This window comes from Shewanella algidipiscicola, assembly GCF_003605125.1.
Classification (GTDB): domain Bacteria; phylum Pseudomonadota; class Gammaproteobacteria; order Enterobacterales; family Shewanellaceae; genus Shewanella; species Shewanella algidipiscicola.
Genome location: NZ_QPQT01000015.1, coordinates 36,115 through 55,670, shown reverse-complemented (window position 1 = coordinate 55,670; position 19,556 = coordinate 36,115). Strand labels below are relative to the sequence as shown.

The window sequence follows — 19,556 nt, the reverse complement described above, 5'->3', positions numbered from 1 at the left end:
ACATCCCCTTACGTTTGCAGGAATGTGGCAGACCGTTAAAATACGGTGTCGATTATTACAATGGTCCAAAGGTGTCGTGCAAATTGGTTACGCTTAGCGCTTACATGGCTAGGTTTACACCTTAAATTGATTCACCATCAGCTTTAGCTGCTCAGACAGCTGAGCGATTTCTATGGTTGACCCTTTAGTCTGATTGGCCGATACGGCATTTTCTTCGGCGATGCGTTTAACGTTGAGTACATTTTGATTGATCTCATCTGCCACCGAAGTCTGTTGTTCTGAGGCACTGGCGATCTGAATATTCATGTCGTTAATAACTCTTACCGCTTGGGTGATGACGGCTAAAGCATTGCCGGTTTTGTTGGCTTGTTCCACGCTGAGTGCGGCTTGATCTTTACCTTGTTGCATCACGAGTACGGTGCTTTGGGTGCCTGCTTGCAATTGTTCAATGATATTTTGAATTTCTTGTGTTGAGAGCTGTGTGCGCTGCGCCAGCGTTCGCACTTCATCGGCAACCACAGCAAACCCTCGACCTTGTTCTCCTGCGCGAGCGGCTTCAATTGCGGCATTAAGTGCCAGTAGGTTGGTTTGGTCGGCGATGCCGCGGATGACGTCTAATATTTTTACGATATTGGCGGTTTCAAGTACAACATCGCCCAATTTTTCAGATGACTCATTAACCCTATCAGCTAGGGCGCTGATAGCTATGATGGTTTTCTCTACTTCATCACGACTGATATTTGCTTGGCTATCGGCCCGATTAGCGGCATCAGCGGCTCTTGCAGCATTTTGGGCGACATCATTTACAGTCGTCGTCATCTCATTCATGGCGGTGGCGACAGAGTCGGTTTCACTCTGTTGCTGTACCACCCCAAGACTCGATTGTTCGGTGACGACAGCCAGCTCTTCTGAGGCGGTCGCTAATTCAATACTGGCAGATGAGATTGTGGTCACCATATTACGTAGGTTACTTGCCGTTTCCTGTATTGAGTCTATCAATATGCCAGTTTCATCTTTATTGCGACTCTGGATTTCAATGGTTAAATCTCCCTGTGCTAATTGGCGCGCGGCGGCGACGGCCTGGCTAATTGGTCGGGTTATCGAAATGGTAAGCACATACGACGCTACACTGCCTAAAACGACCGCTGCCAATGATAATAGTAAGGTGAGGCGAATACTGTTACTGGTGCTATTTTTTACTTCGGTACCTAAGCGATCCATATCGGTTATGACTGATTTATTGGTACGTTCGGCATTGTTAGCCACGCTACGTCCGATACGATCAAGAGTGTTGCTGATTAAATCATTTCGGGTGTCAATCAGCTGATGGATTTGCTTTAAGCCATCGAGATAAGAGAGCTGAGCTTGAGTGAATGCTGTCAGCTTTGCTTGCTGCTGGGGTTGATGTACATAGGGTTTAAGTGCTGCAATGTCTTCGTTTAAATTTTTCCCCATTTTATCAAGGGCTGCCTTATAGTCAGCTTCATTATTCGAGTCTAAAAATTTAGAGGAAAATAAACGCCCGAACAAGAGTGACTTTTGCACTTCGGTGGCGTAAAAAAACAGGTCGGTTTCATTATTTACATGGGCAGATTGGATGATGTCATCGATTGTCTGAAGCATGGTTTCGCTTGGTTGCAAAATTTCTTTTGCTAAAATCTGATCTCGCTTTGATATTAAATTAACCACTTCGGTAAAGGTATGTTGGTAGGTTTGGAGTTCTGTGTCGATATTGGCGATGTAATTGGCGCGTTGAGGTTCTTGGATTTCGGTTTTAGCCGTTACGAGTAATTGACTAAGTTTATCTAAGTATTCTTGGTATTCGGTGAGGTCTTTCTGACTGTGGGTGATGAGGTAATCTTTAACGTTCATTCTCACCATTAGCATGGTGGTTTGTAGATCACTAACGATGTTAGTATCTTGGCTTAAATCTTGGTAACTGCTGATCCCGTCGTTGGCTTTATTGAGCGAGACGATTCCAACTATAAGTACTAACGATAGTAACGATAGTACAATAAAGAAACTCGCACCTATTTTTACTGCTAACCGTAAATTTTTAAACATCACCACATCCAGCTATTAAGCATATCAATAAATGTGATGTGTGTTATAAATTATTTTGTATTTATGATCAACGCGTTACATTCTGATACGGCTGTTTTGCTTTGTTTGTATCTGTTGCGCATAAGATGCGATTGTTGGGATGTTGAGTGATAACCTAGTTTGATTTAAGACTCTAAATGAGGCTTATTTGAATGATTAGGGTAAATTTTAATCTGTTTGGTTGGTCGAAAAGCGATAACTGCTGAGAGTGGCCTAATTTTTAAATTGTGATATTAATCCACAAAAAAGTTATGGGAACATGTGTTTGTTGGATAAGTGAACACAATAATGATGTGACAAACTCTATTTAATGGTTTGATTGACTTGGTTTGATTGCTATTTAACCAGCATGGTGTGTCAGATAATAAATATTATTGATATCAGGTGTTTGTGATAAAAATATCTCAATAGGCTCAATGCGGGTCGTTATATCCGCATTGAGCGCTTAGCGGTTAGCTATGGCGAATGCCTGAACGCTTGAGTCGTTCAGCTTCCAGCTTTTGCTGTTTTAGCGCCTCTTTTTCGGCCAATATGCGGGCGACTTCTGCCTTTTCTGCTTCAGCCATGGCGGGGGTTTCTAGTGATAATTGGCCTATCTTACCTGAGCGAAATTCATGTAATAGTAGTTCAGAGGCTTTATGCAGATCGATACGTCCGCCAGGTCTGAGTGCGCCGCGTTTACGGCCAATGGCTTCCAGCAGGCCGATATCATCTTTAGGGAGCGCTTTTAGTTTATAGCGTTCAGCTATAGCCTCAGGGTAAGCCGTTAAAAAATACTCAGCGGCGAACATAGCGACATCTTCATATTCCATCGCAGTATCTTTAATCGCACCGGTGACGGCTAAGCGGTAGCTGCTGGCTTCATTGTCCACTTTTGGCCATAAAATACCGGGTGTGTCAGACAGCACAATACCGTTTTTAAGATTGATGCGTTGCTGTCTTTTAGTCACCGCGGGTTCATTACCAGTTTTAGCTATGACTCTACCAGCCAAAATATTGATAATAGTAGATTTTCCAACGTTAGGAATACCCATGATCATGGTACGAATATCTTTTTCTGTGGTGTCTCGACTGGGGACCAGCTTACGGCACAGATCAGGAACTTTACGTACTTGCGCGGCTTGTAAGGTGGTGATCGCCATGGCTTTTACACCTTGTTCCTGCTCTAAGTGATCGATCCATAACTGTGTGGTAGCAGGGTCGGCGAGATCGGATTTATTGAGTAATTTTATGCATGGCTTGTCACCGCGCAGTGTTTTTACCATGGGGTTTTCACTGCTAAAGGGGATGCGAGCATCGAGCACCTCGATCACGAGATCGATCTGAGGCATGACCTCTTCAATCTCTTTACGTGCCTTGTGCATGTGACCGGGATACCACTGAATTGCCATGTTTATACTCTACTTACTAACAGATGTTGAGCGTAATTTTACCTTGATATGGTATAAAAATCACAAATAAAAAGCGTCAATAGACGCTTTTATAGGCTGAGGTGACTAGATAACGCCGAGTTCGCGTAAACGCTCCATTAGATAACTCTCTGCAGTGTAACGGTCAGAGAGTACCACTTCAGGTTTAGGGTGTAAGAACAAGGGAAGCGAGATACGCGAGCGATTACGATCCATCCCTTCTGGGTTAATCACTCGATGAGTTGTCGAGGGGAAGTAACCGCCTGAGGCTTCTTGTAGCATATCGCCAATATTGATGATGATGTTGCCAAAGTCACTGGGGACATCTAACCATTCACCTGTTTTGGTTTGTACTTGTAAACCGGGCTCACTCGCGGCGGGTAACACAGTTAATAAGTTAATATCTTCATGCGCTGCAGCTCGTATCGCGCCCATCTCTTCATCGCCTGACATCGGTGGATAATGCAAAATCCGCAGTAGTGTTTTATGGCTATCTTCTATCATCTTAGGCAGTGCAATAGAGTAGTTGATCGCCACTTCTGCTGGTGTGTGCATTTCTACCCAACTGAGTAACTCGGCTGCTAGGCTATTGGCTTGTTGATAATAGGCGAGAATATTGTCTCTAAGCGAGTCTGGAATGCGTCCCCAAGGGTAAACATGATAATACTCTTTGATGTCTTTAACGCTATGACCCTTAGCGGTTTCAGAGATGCTGGCAGGGAAGAAGCCGTCATGGGTTTCTGCTTTAAACAGGAAGTCCTGTTTTTCATCACTGTTAAAGAAGGCTTGCCACTGACTATAGATGGTTTCAACCAGTGTTTTGTCGATAGTGTGGTTGGATAATACGCCAAAGCCGGTATCGCGCAGCGATTGGACAAAACGCGCAGCGCTATCGGGTGCTTGATAATCGATTGTTTCTAATTTCATATTTGGTTTTCTTGTTAGGGCCTGTTGAACTTTCAAGGTTGTTTTTGCAGCGAATTGCTGGGTATTTATACAAGGCAGAAGCTTTGTAGTGTATTTATTCTACATAAAAGCTGAGAACGTAGTAAAAATACCCAACAAACGCTGCCCGAAGGGTTCGGCTAAAAACGTTTTACTCTTTAGTTAAGTGAATTTTGCTTAGATGACTAGGCTGCAATCCACTCGCCTGATTAAAAGGTTTTTGTTTCGAACAACATTTAACCAGCAAAGATCAACAGGCCCTAGTATATCTTGGCGAGAGTTTACCGTTGTCGCTGCTGTTGGGCAAATTAAGTGTGATGCATATCACCTTAATATTGTCCCTATAACCCGTGTGCTTCGTAATGATCACTGGCCTTTATTTGGGTGGTTAACTGATAGTATTAACACTGAAGGATCCTAGCCTATAGTGTAATATCAGACTCAATCAGTCGGTCTTTAATCTGTTACCGTGTGTTAGTGTATCGGCATCTTGGTGGCGCCATTTAGCCGTAAAAAGAGAATCAATAGAGAGTAGTTATCTATGCGTGAATTAACCGAGTTCGAGCAGTATGTTATCGAAGGCAAGGGCACTGAGCAGCCTTTTAGTGGTGAATATAACCATCATGATGCCTTAGGCGTTTATCATTGTAAGCGGTGTGATGCGCCTTTATATCGCAGTGAGCATAAATTTAATGCCCATTGTGGTTGGCCTGCGTTTGATGATGAGATCCCAGGTGCTATTAAACGTTTAGCCGATGCCGACGGTCAGCGTACCGAAATAGTCTGTCAGCAGTGTGGCGCGCACTTGGGCCATGTATTTGAAGGCGAATATTTAACGGAGAAAAATACCCGCCATTGTGTTAATTCGGTATCTATGGTGTTTAAACCGGCAATTGCAACGCCTGTTACTAACAAGCATCAATGGGCTACCCTAGGTGGTGGTTGCTTTTGGTGTTTAGAGGCCATTTTTGCTCAGCTTGATGGGGTGACATCGGTACAATCTGGCTATAGTGGTGGTGATGAAACCAGCGCCAATTATAAACAGGTGTGCACTGGGACGACTGGCCATGCAGAGGTAGTGCATATTGAGTTTGATGCAGAGCAAATTAGCTTTGCTGAATTACTCGATGTATTTTTTAATAGTCACGACCCCACCACGTTAAATCGTCAGGGCAATGATGTTGGAACACAGTATCGTTCGGTCATTTTTGCCCATGATGAAGCACAAATAAATACCGCATCAGCCCTGATAGCCAAGCTTACTGAAGCCCAGCTATTTGATGCGCCGATAGTGACCGAATTAGTGGCGTTTCAACATTTTTATCCGGCGGAAGCTTATCATAAGGATTATTTTGCCAACAATGGTGAGCAACCTTATTGCCAGTTGGTGGTTAAACCTAAGGTGGATAAGTTTAAGATGCGCTTTGCCGATAAAATTAAGCAAAGTTAGCCACGAATAGGTAGCTACTATGAGTCGCTCTTAACTACTCATAATAGACAAGCATTAATTAATATCATGAGCGCCTATGAGTAGGGCTGCCTATGAGTCGAGTTTATCATCGGCAATCTTGTAGTGCGGATCTTCGATAAAGTTAACCTCAACCAGATCGCCTGCTTTGTGCAGCAATTGCTTACAATCTTGGCTTAAGTGACGTAAATGCAGTTTTTTACCACTGCTCACGTAACGTTCGGCTAAAGTGTCGATTGCACCTAACGCGGAGTGATCGCACACCCGTGAGTTTTGGAAGTCAACGATAACATCTTGTGGATCAGATTTAGCATCAAACAGTTCTAAGAAGTGAGCCACCGAACCAAAGAAGAGCGGACCATTGAGCTTGTACACTTTCCAGCCGTTAGCATCTTGGCTCACATCCACGTTGATGTGCTTTGCATGTTCCCAAGCAAATACCAAGGCGGACACAATCACGCCCACAAATACAGCAAACGCAAGATCGGTAAACACGGTGACAACGGTAACTAAGATGATCACGAAAGCATCGTGCTTAGGCACTTTACGCATTACCTTAAAGCTGGCCCATTCAAACGTACCGAGAACAACCATAAACATCACACCAACTAGCGCCGCCAGAGGGATCATTTCGATTAAAGATGAGCCAAATAAGATAAAGGCCAGGAGTGCTACAGCAGCCGTGATCCCCGAGAGACGTCCACGCCCGCCAGAGTTGATATTAATCATCGATTGACCAATCATGGCACAACCGCCCATGGCACCAAAGAAGCCGCTGGTCATATTACCAATGCCTTGACCAATACACTCTTTGTTACCTTTGCCACGAGTGCCAGTCATTTCGTCGATCACTGTGAGGGTTAACAGTGACTCGATTAAGCCGACTGCAGCAAGAATAAAGGAGTAGGGCAAAATAATGTATAAGGTTTCTAAGTTAAAGGCCACTTCAGGGATGGCAAATGTTGGCAGCGAGCCTGCTATGGTGGCATTGTCATCACCACTCATAGACTTTAAGAAGTCTAATACGTTGCGGGTATCAAGATCGAAATAGACTACCAAGGCCGTTACCGTGAGGATAGCCGCCAGAGAAGAGGGGATAGCATTTGTCAGCTTAGGCAAAAACTGAATAATCGCCATTGTTAATGCTACTAACCCTAACATCAGTATGAGTTGATCTTGCGGTAACCAAGTCAGTACTCCATTAGCATCGGGGGTTTTGAATTGACCAAGCTGTGCCAGAAAAATCACAATCGCAAGGCCGTTGACGAAACCAATCATTACAGGGTAAGGCACGATGCGAATAAACTTGCCTAATTTGAGCAGGCCACAGCTAATCTGGATAAGTCCAGCGAGTACGACGGCTGCAAATAGGTACTGAATACCGTGTTCGGCTACCAGTGCCACCATGACGACGGCCATGGCGCCAGTTGCACCTGAAATCATTCCTGGGCGTCCACCAATCAATGCGGTGACCAGTCCCATGATAAAGGCTGCATAAAGACCAACCATGGGCTCTACGCCAGCAACGAATGCAAAGGCGACAGCTTCTGGTACCAAGGCTAACGCAACGGTTAACCCCGAAAGTAAATCGGCTCTATGGCTAGCGGTTTTGTGGCGAATAAGATCGAACATTTAGCCTCTGATATTAAATGATAGGTTGAAGTGGAATGGGTCGCGCATACTAGCAAAATTTTGACCACAGTAAAATAAAAAGCCATGCTGCTCAGCATGGCTTTTTGAGTTCAATAATGGCTACCCCTTAAGGACGAGCCATCTCCGAATTGGCACTATTACCACGAGTTGTCGGCTCAGTCGTTGCTTCTTTTGTTGACGCCTCATATTGACGCCCAGTGGGGATGTCAACATTGGGACGAGCCTCTATCGTTGGCTTAGTCATGCTCGAACTGACCATAGTACCAAAACGGCTGGTGGGTTTAGCTGCCGTTTTAGCCTTTGCTACCGACACTGCCACTGCAGGTGCCGAAGTTTTAGGTTGAGTAGATACTGCCGTTGCTTCAATCTTAGCTGGCTTGGCCATAGGCGCAGAAACCGACTTAGGCGAAGCTTGAGTCGATACCGCAGCGGTATTAGCCTCGGCTGGTGCTGCAACTTTAGGTTCGATTGTTATCGATTCTGCCGCTGGCTCTACTTTTGTTGCAGCCGGTGTTGCAACATGCTCTTGAGTCGCTACTTGCGCGTTAGCCGCCTGTACATCGTCAGCTTTAACACTATCAACTACATTATCAGCCTTGACACTGTCGGCAGTGGTATTGGCTGAAGTGTTTGATGCACTTGATGATGAAGTGGCACGGCCTTTAGGCTTAGAGGCCTTTTTGTCAGCTTTTGCGTCACGGTTCTCTGAACCATCTGTCGCGGTAACTACAGCCTGAGTTTTAGCTACAGGCTGAGTCTCTTGAGCTACAGTATCAGTTGATGCGTTAGCTTCTGTCGTTTTGACTTCGGTAGTTTCTGCGTTAACCGTGACTTTCGCTGGTGCTTCATCTGACGCAGCCGTTTCACCAGAGGTTTGCGGCACAGGCTCGATCTTGTTCACCGGGTTCGTGGTGCCAGACTGAGCCACATCATTATCAAGGATTGGCGCGGTTTCAACATCATTGGGGATGAACGCTGGCTGGCCATTGTCTGAGCGGCTTTCTTGGTCGCCATCTTCGTCACGACGACGACGTTGGCCTGCTGCTCTCAGGTGACGAGGACTACGACGACTGCGACGTTGACCATCACGTGGCTCACGTTTGTTATCGGCGTCTGCGTCATTGTTGTCGGCTGAGTTGTCATCATTATTCGCTTGAGCTTGAATTGCTGTTTCATTATCACTCTGAGCCTGCTCTTGCGTAGATTGCATCTCGTTAGCCGAGTCAGCGTTTTGCGCTGGTTTTGGTTCAATAGCTTTTAAGGATTCAGCATCAGTATCAACAGCTTTTGATTCAACAGCGCTAGACTCCGAAGCATTTGCTGCGTTATCTGCCGCTTTATTTTGCTTTGGCTTAGCTTTACGAGGTTGACGCTTTGGACGGGCATTTTGCTCATCTTGTGGCGTTGCTACATCAGCTTGTTTGGTATCAGACTTTGGCTCAACCTCGACATCTTGAGTTTGTGCTTGCAATGCTAACGCTGCTTCATCAGCTTGTTGCTGTTCGGTCTGAACACGGACTTTACGACGCATGTTACGACGTTGACGACGCTCTCTTGCGGCTTCCTGTTTAGGTTGCTGCTCTTGCTCAGTGCTAACCTCTTCAGCGGCCTTTTGTGGGCTGCGTGTTTTGGTATCGTCACGTTTAACACGCTTGTTGTCATTACGCGCTTTAGTTGGGCGAGCATCACTTGCATCAGCCTTAGGCGAGCGGGTGCGCTTGTTATCAGTCTCTTTGTTGTCGCTGTCATCACGATTTTTACGAGTATCGTTACGACGGGTGTTGCGACGACCATTACTACGGCTTTGTGTATTACGACGAGGCTGAGATTTGCTTTCAGTCTCTTCTTTGCTTGGCTCACTGGCGCTAAAGAGATTACTCACAGCAGTAAGCAGCTTTGACAATAAGCCAGGCTGTTTAACGTCAGCGGCTTTTTGTACAGGCTTCTGAGCAGGAATCTCAGACTTTGGCTCTTGTGTTGGCGCTGCGTAGCCTTTTAATGCTGGCTCTGGTGAAGCGGCACGTTCAAGTTTACGTGGCTCATAAAGTTTAGACTCTTGCTTTTCAAGTAGCTTGTAGCTTGATTCGCTAATTTGGTCATCTTTACGGTGACGTGAAACACGATAATCGGGTGTGGTCATGTTGGGATCTGGGATCACATACACTTCGACGTTGTGACGCTGCTCGGTGATGCGGATTGCCTTGCGTTTTTCATTGAGTAGAAATGCAGCAACATCCACAGGTACCACGGCTTCAATTTGCGAGGTGTTTTCTTTGATCGCTTCTTCTTCCATTAGGCGCAAAATGGACAGCGCTAATGATTCGGTACCGCGAATCGTACCTTGACCATGACAACGTGGGCACAAGTGGGCAGCAGACTCTTCCAGTGATGGACGCAAGCGTTGGCGTGACATTTCCATCAAACCAAAACGCGAAATACGCCCTAGTTGTACGCGCGCTCTGTCGTGGTGAACGGCATCGCGCATTCTGTTTTCAACTTCACGTTGATGTCTGACTGGGGTCATATCGATGAAATCAATCACCACCAAACCACCTAGGTCACGTAAACGTAATTGGCGTGCAATTTCGTCGGCGGCTTCAAGGTTGGTGTTCAGAGCTGTCTCTTCAATATCACCGCCTTTGGTGGCACGGGCAGAGTTAATATCGATTGACGTTAATGCTTCGGTCGGGTCGATAACAATTGACCCACCAGATGGCAGACGCACTTCACGCTGGAAAGCCGATTCGATTTGGGTTTCAATCTGGAAGTGAGTAAACAGTGGTACTTCGGCATCATAGTGCTTAATGCGGTCGACAAAGTCAGGGCGAACGAGTGCAACATGCTGTTTAGCTTGCTCATAAATACGCGGATGGTCGATAAGGACTTCGCCTACATCACGGCGTAAGTAATCGCGGATAGCACGCACGATAACGTTACTTTCTTGGTGAATAAGAAATGGCGCTGGACGTGTTTTAGCTGCTTCTTCAATTGCGGTCCAGTGGTGCTGCAAGACTTTTAAGTCCCACTTTAATTCCGCGGCATCTTTACCTACACCGGCGGTACGGACAATAAGCCCCATGCCTTGTGGCACTTCAAGCTCAGACATCGCCGCTTTTAGTTCGGTACGCTCATCACCTTCGATACGACGAGAAATACCCCCAGCGCGAGGATTGTTTGGCATCAGTACCAAATAAGAGCCGGCCAAGCTGATAAAGGTCGTTAATGCTGCGCCTTTATTGCCGCGCTCTTCTTTATCTATTTGAACAATGACTTCTTGACCTTCTTTCACCACTTCTTTGATGTTAGGGCGGCCTTGGAACGAGTAACCGTTAGGAAAGTATTCGCGCGCAATTTCTTTCAATGGCAAGAAGCCATGGCGGTCGGCGCCATAGTCTACAAACGCGGCTTCTAGAGAGGGTTCTACGCGGGTAATTTTACCTTTGTAAATATTGGCTTTTTTCTGTTCGTGACCTGGGCTTTCGATATCTAGGTCATACAGTTGTTGCCCATCAACGAGGGCAACGCGCAACTCTTCAGATTGAGTTGCATTAATTAACATCCGTTTCATGATGACGTATTTCTTCTTAAAATAGGGTCATCAGACTCGCAAATTTCGATGCATTACGGGCCCAGATTTGATGAGTGAAGCCTCGCGGCTTGGTTCTGGGCTAAGGTGCGCATTGTCTGTAAAACGCAATCACTGCGTGTCGCAACCTATTTATGGCTTATTTTTTAATATTACTAAAAACAAGGAATTCGTTGTAAAACGTCAACCAACCCCATAAATTCTATGTACTTTCCTGTAATGCCAAAATCGATAAGCGTCAGTCTGATGACGAGTTAGAATTAAACTTCGAATTTGGAGCGCTATTTGCTGGAGAAACCTCTTTGAAATGTGGCATAGATACTGGGTTTAGTCGTTCAAACGCGTTTTCTCGGTTTATTTTTGATGCAACGACTTGTAAATCAATGATTTGCTACTCAGTAGTAATGTTTTTTACTCTCCGCTTTTAGCGCATGCTTTGGGGGAAGCGTGAACACTTTATTCATCATTTAACCCCATTGGCGTGGCAAATATAGCAACAAACCAGAAATTCAGCAAATGGAAAGGCATAAAAGTTGTTAGTTGTGTACAATAAGCGGCTTGAACGAGAGCAAGGCGTAGTATGAATAATCAACAACCTCTAAATAAAGTCGAATTGGTTACTATAGATGAAGATCATTTAGGTCAACGAATCGACAATTTTCTTGTGACTAAACTCAAGGGCGTTCCTAAGAGCATGATCTATCGTATCGTGCGTAAAGGTGAAGTGCGGGTAAACAAGAAACGGATTAAACCTGAGTATAAATTACAAGATGGCGATATTGTTCGTATCCCGCCTGTTCGGGTATCGGCCAGTGATGACAAGCCCGCGCCGAGCGCTAAGTTAACCAAGGTTTCGCAACTTGAAGCGCGTATCGTATTCGAAGACAACTGGCTTATTGTGCTTAATAAGCCCGCGGGCATTGCGGTTCATGGGGGGAGTGGCGTCGATTTTGGTGTTATTGAAGCGATGCGCTCACTCAGGCCACAACAAAAATTTCTTGAATTAGTGCACCGATTAGATAAAGACACCTCGGGCGTTCTACTGATCGCCAAGAAGCGCAGTGCGCTTAAACATCTGCATGATCAATTACGTTATAAAAAAATGCAGAAAGATTACTACGCACTAGTGCGGGGGGAGTGGCAGAGCCATGATAAAGTCGTGAATGCGCCACTATTAAAACTGACTCTAAAATCGGGTGAGCGGATTGTACGGGTTAATCAAGAGGGAAAAGCCTCTGAGACGCGCTTTAAAATAAAGCAGCGTTATAAAGGGGCGACGCTAGTGCAGGCAAGCCCAGTTACTGGTCGAACTCATCAAATTCGAGTGCATTGCCAATATGCAGGCCATCCCATAGCGTGTGACGACAAGTACAGTGAGCAGAATTTTGATGATTCGATGCGAGCATTAGGGCTTAATCGTTTATTTTTGCATGCAGCGCAGCTGAAATTTATTCATCCGAGTACGGAAGAGGTTATGCAGGTCAAGGCGCCATTAGATAAGGCGTTAGAACAGCTATTATCGAAATTGGAAAAAGTATGAAACGATACGAATTAGTCATATTCGACTGGGACGGTACGCTAATGGACTCGGTCGGTAAAATTGTGGCATGTATGCAACAAACGGCAAAAGAGTTGAACTTATTGGTGCCTACTGAGACGGCCGTGCGCGATATTATCGGTTTGTCCATGGATGAAGCATTAAATGTGTTGTATCCGAGCGCCTCTCATCAGACTCGTCAGAACATGATTAATGTTTATCGTGAACAATATTTGCAGCTCAACCAAACACCAAGCCCTGTCTTCGATGGGGCAGAAGAGTTACTGTTATCCTTAAAGGCATCGGGTCACCAGTTGGCTGTAGCAACTGGCAAAGCCCGAGCTGGATTAAACCGAGTGTTGCATGAGACCGGATTTACCCAGCACTTTGTTGCGAGTCGCTGCGCCGATGAAGCCCACAGTAAACCGCACCCACAAATGTTGCAGCAATTATTACAACAATTGACGGTGGCACCAGAAAAGGCGGTGATGATTGGTGATTCAATTCATGATCTCAATATGGCCCGTAATGCAGGAATGGATGCCATTGGTGTGAGCTATGGTGCCCATAGTGCAGAGCGATTAAGTGCGGCCTTACCTGTTGCTATTGTCTCATCAACCCCTGATCTATATGTTGCGATCACTGCTCAGCGTTAGTTACTCCTGCTAAATTGTTGCACTGACGCCTGATACATAGCCACAGTCGTGATGATATTAAGCTAAAGGCGTAAATTGGCGTTGATGAGTCGTTTTTACTCAGGAATTTTACGATTTCTTAATTTGTATTGCTGGCCGTTTACTGGGGGGCTAAAGCCATTCATTGCCTCTGCGATATCAAGGATACTTTGAGTATTTAACAATGTGTTTAATGCGATATTGAGCTTAGCTTGTACAACCATACTTAATCACTTATTTGGCTTGTTTAACCGGAGATCAACCTAGCGTCAGCAGGCGGGGTGAGGATATCGACCCCTTGATTGAGCAGCATCTCGGTGAGTGCGATAAGCGGTAGCCCCACTAAAGTATTGGGATCGCGTCCTTCAAGGCGAGTAAATAGGGCGATACCAAAACCCTCGCATTTAAAGCTGCCGGCGCAATTAAGTGGCTGTTCTTTTGCTATGTAATAGCGTATCTGCGCTTCTGTCAGCACTCTAAAGTGGACAATAAAGGGCTCGCATCGTACTTCGACACTGTCAGTAACCACATTATAGAGCGCAATAGCAGTATAAAAGGTAACGCTTTTGCCTGAGACGTTCATCAGTTGTGTTACTGCGTTTTCTTGGGTTAATGGTTTACCCACGATTTGTCCATTAACCACTGCAACCTGATCTGAGCCAATAATGAGTCCCGAAGACTGACCTTTGGCCCCAGCCTTTGCCTTGGCGATTGCTAGGCGCGTCACCAAATCAGGAGCCGTTTCATTGATGTTTGGGGTTTCGTCCACTTCGGGCGCGCAAGTATCAAAAGTAATACATAATTTTTCCAGCAGTGATTTACGGTAGCTAGAGGTTGATGCTAAAACAATGAGCGGTGTCATTAATGGGCCTTAGTTAAACTATTTCAAGATAAGATAATGGCATACAATCTTACTAACAATGGCTGGTTGGCACATCAGTTAATGTCTCATTGTGTCATACTATGCGACCACCAACTAAAATCTGTTAGTATTCGACTAAAATTAGTGAATGAATGCTTCTATTTTAAGCGCGCGGGGCTTGAGTATCACTGAGCGCTTGGGTAGAATTTTGCCTCCAATAATTTTTGATTTATTCATGAGTTTTTAAGAATAACTACCTTGAATGGTAAAGGTAGTGAATTTTCCTTTGACTAAGAGTAATTCAAACTATAATATGCGCGCCTTATGCAAACAGTAAAGATACCGGTTTCAATTGATCCAAACCGCGCGGCGGCAAGCAAGCTTTCTTATGAAGGCATGATTCCTGGTGTGCAGTTAAAACGGTTAAATGAATTATGTGCCGGCGACTGTTCCGATGTGGCAGTGTCGCTTGAATGTGGCGTAGATATACAGGGGATAGTCTACCTGAAAGGGAAGGCTGTGACGGAGCTCACTCTGAATTGTCAACGTTGCATGACACTATTTACCACAGAGGTTACGGTCGACTTTTGTTTTAGCCCTTGTGGGTCTGAGGCAGAAATCGATGAGCTCCCGGATGCGTATGACCCTATTGAGTGCAATGAGATAGGTGAAGTTCGTCTGCATCAATTGATTGAAGATGAATTGATCGTAGCTATGCCTCTGATCCCTATGCATGTTGACGGAAGTTGCAGCTTGGGCGATCAAGATATAGTAGTAGGCGAGATTGAACCCGCTCAACTGGAGCGTCCAAATCCGTTTGCAGTGTTAGAAAAACTGAAGAGCAAGTAATCTAGGAGACAGGTCAAATGGCTGTACAACAGAATAAAAAATCTCGTTCAAAGCGCGGTATGCGCCGTTCACACGATTCATTGAGCACTGCTCAATTGTCAGTGGACGCTACGAGTGGTGAACTACACCGTCGTCACAATGTGACAGCAGACGGTTTCTACCGCGGTCAAAAGGTTATCAACAAGTAATTTGTTGATAATTATATGACTGATCTGACGCTTGCGTTAGATGCGATGGGGGGCGATTTTGGCCCCTGCATCACAGTGCCTGCAACCCTGCAGGCACTTCGTTTATACCCCTTCCTAAATGTCATTATGGTTGGCGATAGATCGCAAATAGAGCCTCTATTACGCCAATGTGAATCGTCGTTACTGTCACGAATTGAAATTATTCATACCACTGAAGTGGTGAAAATGTGTGATCGCCCAGTGCATGCTTTGCGTAATTGTAAGCAAAGTTCAATGCGCCTCGCCATTGAATTAGTTCGTGATAACAAGGCACAAGCCTGTATCAGCGCCGGGAATACCGGTGCGTTAATGGCAATTTCTAAAGTATTACTGAAAACCTTACCCGGCATAGACAGGCCTGCTCTAGTCAGTTGTCTGCCTGCGGTAAATCAAAAACCGGTTTACTTACTCGACTTAGGGGCAAATGTGTCATGTTGCTCGGAAACCTTATTTCAATTCGCGGTGATGGGGTCGGTATTATGTGAAGCGGTCGATAAGAACCCTTCACCTAAAGTGGCTTTGCTCAATGTCGGTATTGAAGAGATAAAGGGTAACGATCAAGTTCAGCAAGCTGGGCAGTTATTGCAACAGAGTCCACAAATTAATTACACCGGCTTTATTGAAGGTGATGATATCTATTTAGGTAATGTTGATGTCATCGTCTGTGATGGGTTTGTCGGTAATATCACGCTTAAAACCTCCGAGGGCATTGCAAGGCTCCTCGTGCATCAGTTAAAGAAAGGATTAACTCAAGGCTTTTTTGTTCGGTTAATGGCCAAGTTAATCGCTCCGCGCATCAATAGTGTTTTAAATCAGATGAACCCCGACCACTATAACGGGGCAAGTCTGATAGGATTGCGCGGAATTGTAGTAAAAAGTCATGGAAGCGCGGATGAGTCTGCCTATTTGCAAGCAATTAGTTTGGCTGTAACCGAAGCGCAACGTCGACTCCCCAAGATGATTGAAGAACGTCTTGAGTCGATCCTTTTAGACATAAATAACTGATATCTCCTTATGCATACAAAAATTCTCGGAACTGGTAGTTATTTGCCAGCGCAAGTCCGTAGTAATCACGATCTGGAAAAAATGGTGGAAACCAGTGACCAGTGGATTGTTGAACGTACCGGTATCTCAGAGCGCAGAATAGCGGCCAAAGATGAATCTGTATCGACCATGGGTTATCAAGCGGCAGTTAAAGCGCTTGAAATGGCAGGTATAGCAGCAAGTGAGTTAGACATGATAGTGTGCGGCACCACCAGTGCCAGTAATGCTTTTCCTGCCGCTGCATGTGAGATACAGGCTTTACTCGGTGTTCACACCATTCCCGCATTTGATGTCGCTGCTGCTTGTTCAGGTTTTGTCTACGCTTTATCGGTTGCAGATCAGTTTGTTAAAACTGGTGCGGCTAAAAAAGTGTTAGTCATTGGTGCTGATGTATTATCACGTCTGTGCCAACCTGAAGATCGCTCAACGATTATTTTATTTGGTGATGGTGCTGGCGCGGCTGTGATAGGTGCCTCTGATACACCGGGTATCTTATCGACTCACATCTATGCCGATGGTCGTCAGGGTGACCTGCTCAAATGTTCATTCCCACCACGAGCGGGTGAAAGTTCTGAAGCGTTAGGTTACATGACGATGAAAGGCAATGATGTCTTTAAAGTTGCCGTCACGCAGTTGTCGCACGTAGTCACCGAAACATTACGTATTAATCAAATTGATAAAGCTGATATCGACTGGTTAGTTCCTCATCAAGCTAATTTCCGCATTATAAAAGCGACCGCTAAAAAGCTCGATATGAGTTTAGATAAAGTGGTGTTAACTTTAGCAAAACATGGCAACACCTCAGCCGCTTCCGTGCCGATTGCACTGGATGAAGCGGTGCGTGATGGTCGCATTCAACGTGGTCAGCTATTGTTGCTAGAAGCCTTTGGTGCCGGATTTGCTTGGGGCAGTGCGCTAGTGCGCTTTTAGTATTGTTGTTGACAAGATATAGATTGAGTAAAGGTATATAAAATGGAAAAGATTGCTTATGTTTTTCCTGGGCAAGGTTCTCAGGCCGTAGGAATGCTGGCCGATTTAGCCGCTGAGCATGATGTTATCGGACAAACTTTTGCTGAAGCGAGCCAGGTATTAGGCTATGACTTATGGCAACTTGTTCAAGAGGGACCCGATGAAACCCTTAATCAAACCGATAAAACCCAGCCAGCATTGCTAACAGCAAGTGTTGCTATTTGGCGTGTGATTGCATCAACCAATGCACCTAAGCCTGCCATACTTGCTGGTCACAGCCTAGGTGAATATTCAGCTTTAGTCTGCGCTGGTGTGATGAGTTTTACCGATGCGGTAAAACTGGTTGAACTTCGTGGACAGTTGATGCAACAAGCCGTTCCAGCTGGGACCGGTGCTATGTATGCCATTATAGGTTTAGATAATGAGGCGATCCAAACGGCTTGTGATGAAGCCGCACAAGGCGCCGTTGTTAGCCCCGTTAACTATAATAGTCCTGGCCAAGTGGTTATTGCGGGTGAAAAGTCCGCGGTAGAACGTGCCGCAGCAGCATGTAAAGCGGCTGGTGCTAAAATGGCAGTGGCACTGCCTGTGAGCGTGCCTTCCCATTGTGAGTTAATGAAGCCCGCAGCTGACAAATTAGCTGAAGCCTTAGCTGCCATTGAATTTAACATACCTGTCATTGATGTTATCAATAATGTTGATGTCGCTGCGCCACAAGCGGCTGACGCCATAAAAGATGCCTTAGTGCGTCAGCTTTATTGCCCAGTAAGATGGTCTGAAACGGTAGATGCTATGGCAGCAGATGGCGTAACACAGTTGGTTGAAGTGGGGCCAGGTAAAGTATTAACCGGTCTTGCGAAAAGAATTAATCGATCACTAAGTGCTCAAGTGGCAAACGACCCTGTCACAGTTGCAGCACTGAGTGAATAAAGGAGTTATTAATGAGTTTTACTATTGATTTAACAGGCAAGGTTGCCTTGGTCACAGGAGCTAGCCGAGGTATTGGCCGCGCAGTGGCTGAAACGTTAGTGCAGGCTGGTGCCACCGTTATTGGTACCGCTACCAGTGAGCGCGGTGCGGCAGCTATCCAAGATTATCTTGGGGACAAGGGGTTTGGCTTAGTATTAAATGTGACCGACAGTGAGTCAGTGGCCCAATTGTTTACCTCGATCAAAGAAAAAGCTGGCGATGTTGATATTCTTGTCAATAACGCAGGTATCACACGTGATAACTTGTTAATGCGCATGAAAGAAGATGAGTGGCTCGATATTATCGATACCAATCTGACATCTGTTTATCGCACCTCTAAGCAAGTGATGCGTTCTATGATGAAAAAACGTCAGGGTCGTATTATTAACATTGGCTCAGTTGTCGGTACAATGGGCAATGCAGGTCAAACTAACTACTGCGCGGCTAAAGCAGGATTGATCGGATTTACAAAATCTCTGGCCAGAGAGGTTGCATCTCGTCAAATAACAGTGAATGCTATAGCACCTGGATTTATTCAGACTGATATGACAGATGAGCTGACTGAAGAGCAGCAAAAAGGTATCATGTCGCAAGTTCCGATGGAAAGATTAGGTCAACCGCAAGAAATTGCGAATGCCGTACTATTTTTAGCCTCGGATTCAGCTGCTTACATTACAGGGGAAACTCTGCATGTGAACGGCGGCATGTACATGGTGTAATCGTCAGTTAAAATAACTGGCTGATTTTGATTGAATTTGGGCGTAAATTTGCGTAGGTTTCGTGGTTAGACCACAAAAGTTAAGCTTGCATTGTGTGCCAAATTGAATAAACTACTCGCAATCTTACGCAAGTGCGTAATTTGAATAGGAAAGAAACTAATGAGCAACATCGAAGAACGTGTAAAGAAAATCATTATCGAGCAACTGGGCGTTAAAGAAGAAGACGTTAAACCAGCAGCATCTTTCGTTGACGACCTAGGTGCAGATTCTCTGGACACCGTTGAGTTGGTAATGGCTCTAGAAGAAGAGTTTGACACTGAGATCCCTGATGAAGAAGCTGAAAAGATCACCACTGTTCAAGCAGCGATCGATTACGTTTCTAAGAATCAGTAATACTGAATTCTAGAAAACAGGCGGCATTTATGCCGCCTGTTTTTGTTTTCGGCTTATGAACATGCTCAGCACCGTCCGTGTGCAGAGGCAACTCTCGCCCCTTAATGTGCTATAAGATTAGTAAGCCCAATCATTTCATTGCCTCTTGA

16 protein-coding genes are annotated in these 19,556 nt (G+C 45.3%); 10 read left to right on the top strand and 6 right to left on the bottom strand.

The genetic code is table 11. From position 1 onward, the window contains the following. Positions 1-114 precede the first annotated feature (114 nt). From DVO77_RS15535 to DVO77_RS15525, 3 genes are all read right to left on the bottom strand, one after another. Positions 115-2,064 carry a methyl-accepting chemotaxis protein gene (locus tag DVO77_RS15535; protein WP_119978947.1) on the bottom strand — a complete coding sequence of 650 codons (1,950 nt, stop codon included), beginning with the start codon at positions 2,062-2,064 and terminating at the stop codon, positions 115-117. 491 nt (positions 2,065-2,555) lie between these two features. Next, a complete protein-coding gene (gene ylqF, locus DVO77_RS15530) occupies positions 2,556-3,494 on the bottom strand; it encodes a ribosome biogenesis GTPase YlqF (protein WP_119978946.1) in 939 nt (312 codons plus the stop codon). Between the two features lie 105 nt (positions 3,495-3,599). Continuing rightward, the gene (locus tag DVO77_RS15525) at positions 3,600-4,439 is read right to left on the bottom strand and encodes an isopenicillin N synthase family dioxygenase (RefSeq protein WP_119978945.1); all 840 of its coding nucleotides are present in this window, start codon (positions 4,437-4,439) and stop codon (positions 3,600-3,602) included. A gap of 559 nt (positions 4,440-4,998) precedes the next feature. On the opposite strand from DVO77_RS15525, the gene DVO77_RS15515 reads away from it, so the two are divergent. Further along, entirely contained in the window at positions 4,999-5,907 is a 909-nt protein-coding gene (locus DVO77_RS15515) for a bifunctional methionine sulfoxide reductase B/A protein (protein ID WP_119978944.1), read from the top strand. 90 nt (positions 5,908-5,997) lie between these two features. On the opposite strand, the gene DVO77_RS15510 is transcribed toward DVO77_RS15515, so the two are convergent. After that, complete coding sequence (locus tag DVO77_RS15510) at positions 5,998-7,557, bottom strand: SulP family inorganic anion transporter (protein WP_119978943.1); 1,560 nt, start codon at positions 7,555-7,557, stop codon at positions 5,998-6,000. 127 nt (positions 7,558-7,684) lie between these two features. Continuing rightward, entirely contained in the window at positions 7,685-11,146 is a 3,462-nt protein-coding gene (gene rne, locus DVO77_RS15505) for a ribonuclease E (RefSeq protein WP_119978942.1), read from the bottom strand. A 598-nt stretch (positions 11,147-11,744) separates the two neighbouring features. Here rne and rluC point away from each other — a divergent pair. Together rluC and DVO77_RS15495 are read left to right on the top strand one after the other, a co-directional pair. Beyond that, the gene (rluC, locus tag DVO77_RS15500; protein ID WP_110456148.1) at positions 11,745-12,704 is read left to right on the top strand and encodes a 23S rRNA pseudouridine(955/2504/2580) synthase RluC; all 960 of its coding nucleotides are present in this window, start codon (positions 11,745-11,747) and stop codon (positions 12,702-12,704) included. Then, positions 12,701-13,357 carry an HAD-IA family hydrolase gene (locus DVO77_RS15495; protein ID WP_119978941.1) on the top strand — a complete coding sequence of 219 codons (657 nt, stop codon included), beginning with the start codon at positions 12,701-12,703 and terminating at the stop codon, positions 13,355-13,357. The genes rluC and DVO77_RS15495 overlap by 4 nt, the downstream gene beginning before the upstream one ends. Positions 13,358-13,622: 265 nt before the next feature. Here DVO77_RS15495 and DVO77_RS15490 read toward each other — a convergent pair whose 3' ends face one another. Then, positions 13,623-14,237 (bottom strand): Maf family protein, encoded by a 615-nt coding sequence (locus tag DVO77_RS15490; RefSeq protein ID WP_119978940.1) that lies wholly within the window; start codon positions 14,235-14,237, stop codon positions 13,623-13,625. Between the two features lie 324 nt (positions 14,238-14,561). Between DVO77_RS15490 and yceD the strand changes: the two genes are divergently transcribed. The 7 genes from yceD to acpP all read left to right on the top strand — a co-directional run bounded on the left by yceD (position 14,562) and on the right by acpP (position 19,407). After that, the gene (gene yceD / locus DVO77_RS15485) at positions 14,562-15,086 is read left to right on the top strand and encodes a 23S rRNA accumulation protein YceD (RefSeq protein WP_110456145.1); all 525 of its coding nucleotides are present in this window, start codon (positions 14,562-14,564) and stop codon (positions 15,084-15,086) included. Between the two features lie 17 nt (positions 15,087-15,103). Next, positions 15,104-15,274, top strand: coding sequence for a 50S ribosomal protein L32 (gene rpmF / locus DVO77_RS15480; RefSeq protein ID WP_020913118.1), 171 nt, complete (start codon positions 15,104-15,106; stop codon positions 15,272-15,274). 15 nt (positions 15,275-15,289) lie between these two features. Beyond that, positions 15,290-16,318, top strand: a complete 1,029-nt coding sequence (gene plsX, locus DVO77_RS15475; protein ID WP_110456144.1) for a phosphate acyltransferase PlsX — start codon at positions 15,290-15,292, stop codon at positions 16,316-16,318. 9 nt (positions 16,319-16,327) lie between these two features. Next, entirely contained in the window at positions 16,328-17,287 is a 960-nt protein-coding gene (locus DVO77_RS15470) for a beta-ketoacyl-ACP synthase III (protein WP_110456143.1), read from the top strand. Between the two features lie 42 nt (positions 17,288-17,329). Continuing rightward, the gene (fabD, locus tag DVO77_RS15465) at positions 17,330-18,256 is read left to right on the top strand and encodes an ACP S-malonyltransferase (RefSeq protein WP_110456142.1); all 927 of its coding nucleotides are present in this window, start codon (positions 17,330-17,332) and stop codon (positions 18,254-18,256) included. Between the two features lie 11 nt (positions 18,257-18,267). Next, a complete protein-coding gene (fabG, locus tag DVO77_RS15460) occupies positions 18,268-19,014 on the top strand; it encodes a 3-oxoacyl-ACP reductase FabG (protein WP_110456141.1) in 747 nt (248 codons plus the stop codon). 159 nt (positions 19,015-19,173) lie between these two features. After that, a complete protein-coding gene (gene acpP, locus DVO77_RS15455; protein ID WP_011865403.1) occupies positions 19,174-19,407 on the top strand; it encodes an acyl carrier protein in 234 nt (77 codons plus the stop codon). Positions 19,408-19,556 lie beyond the last annotated feature (149 nt).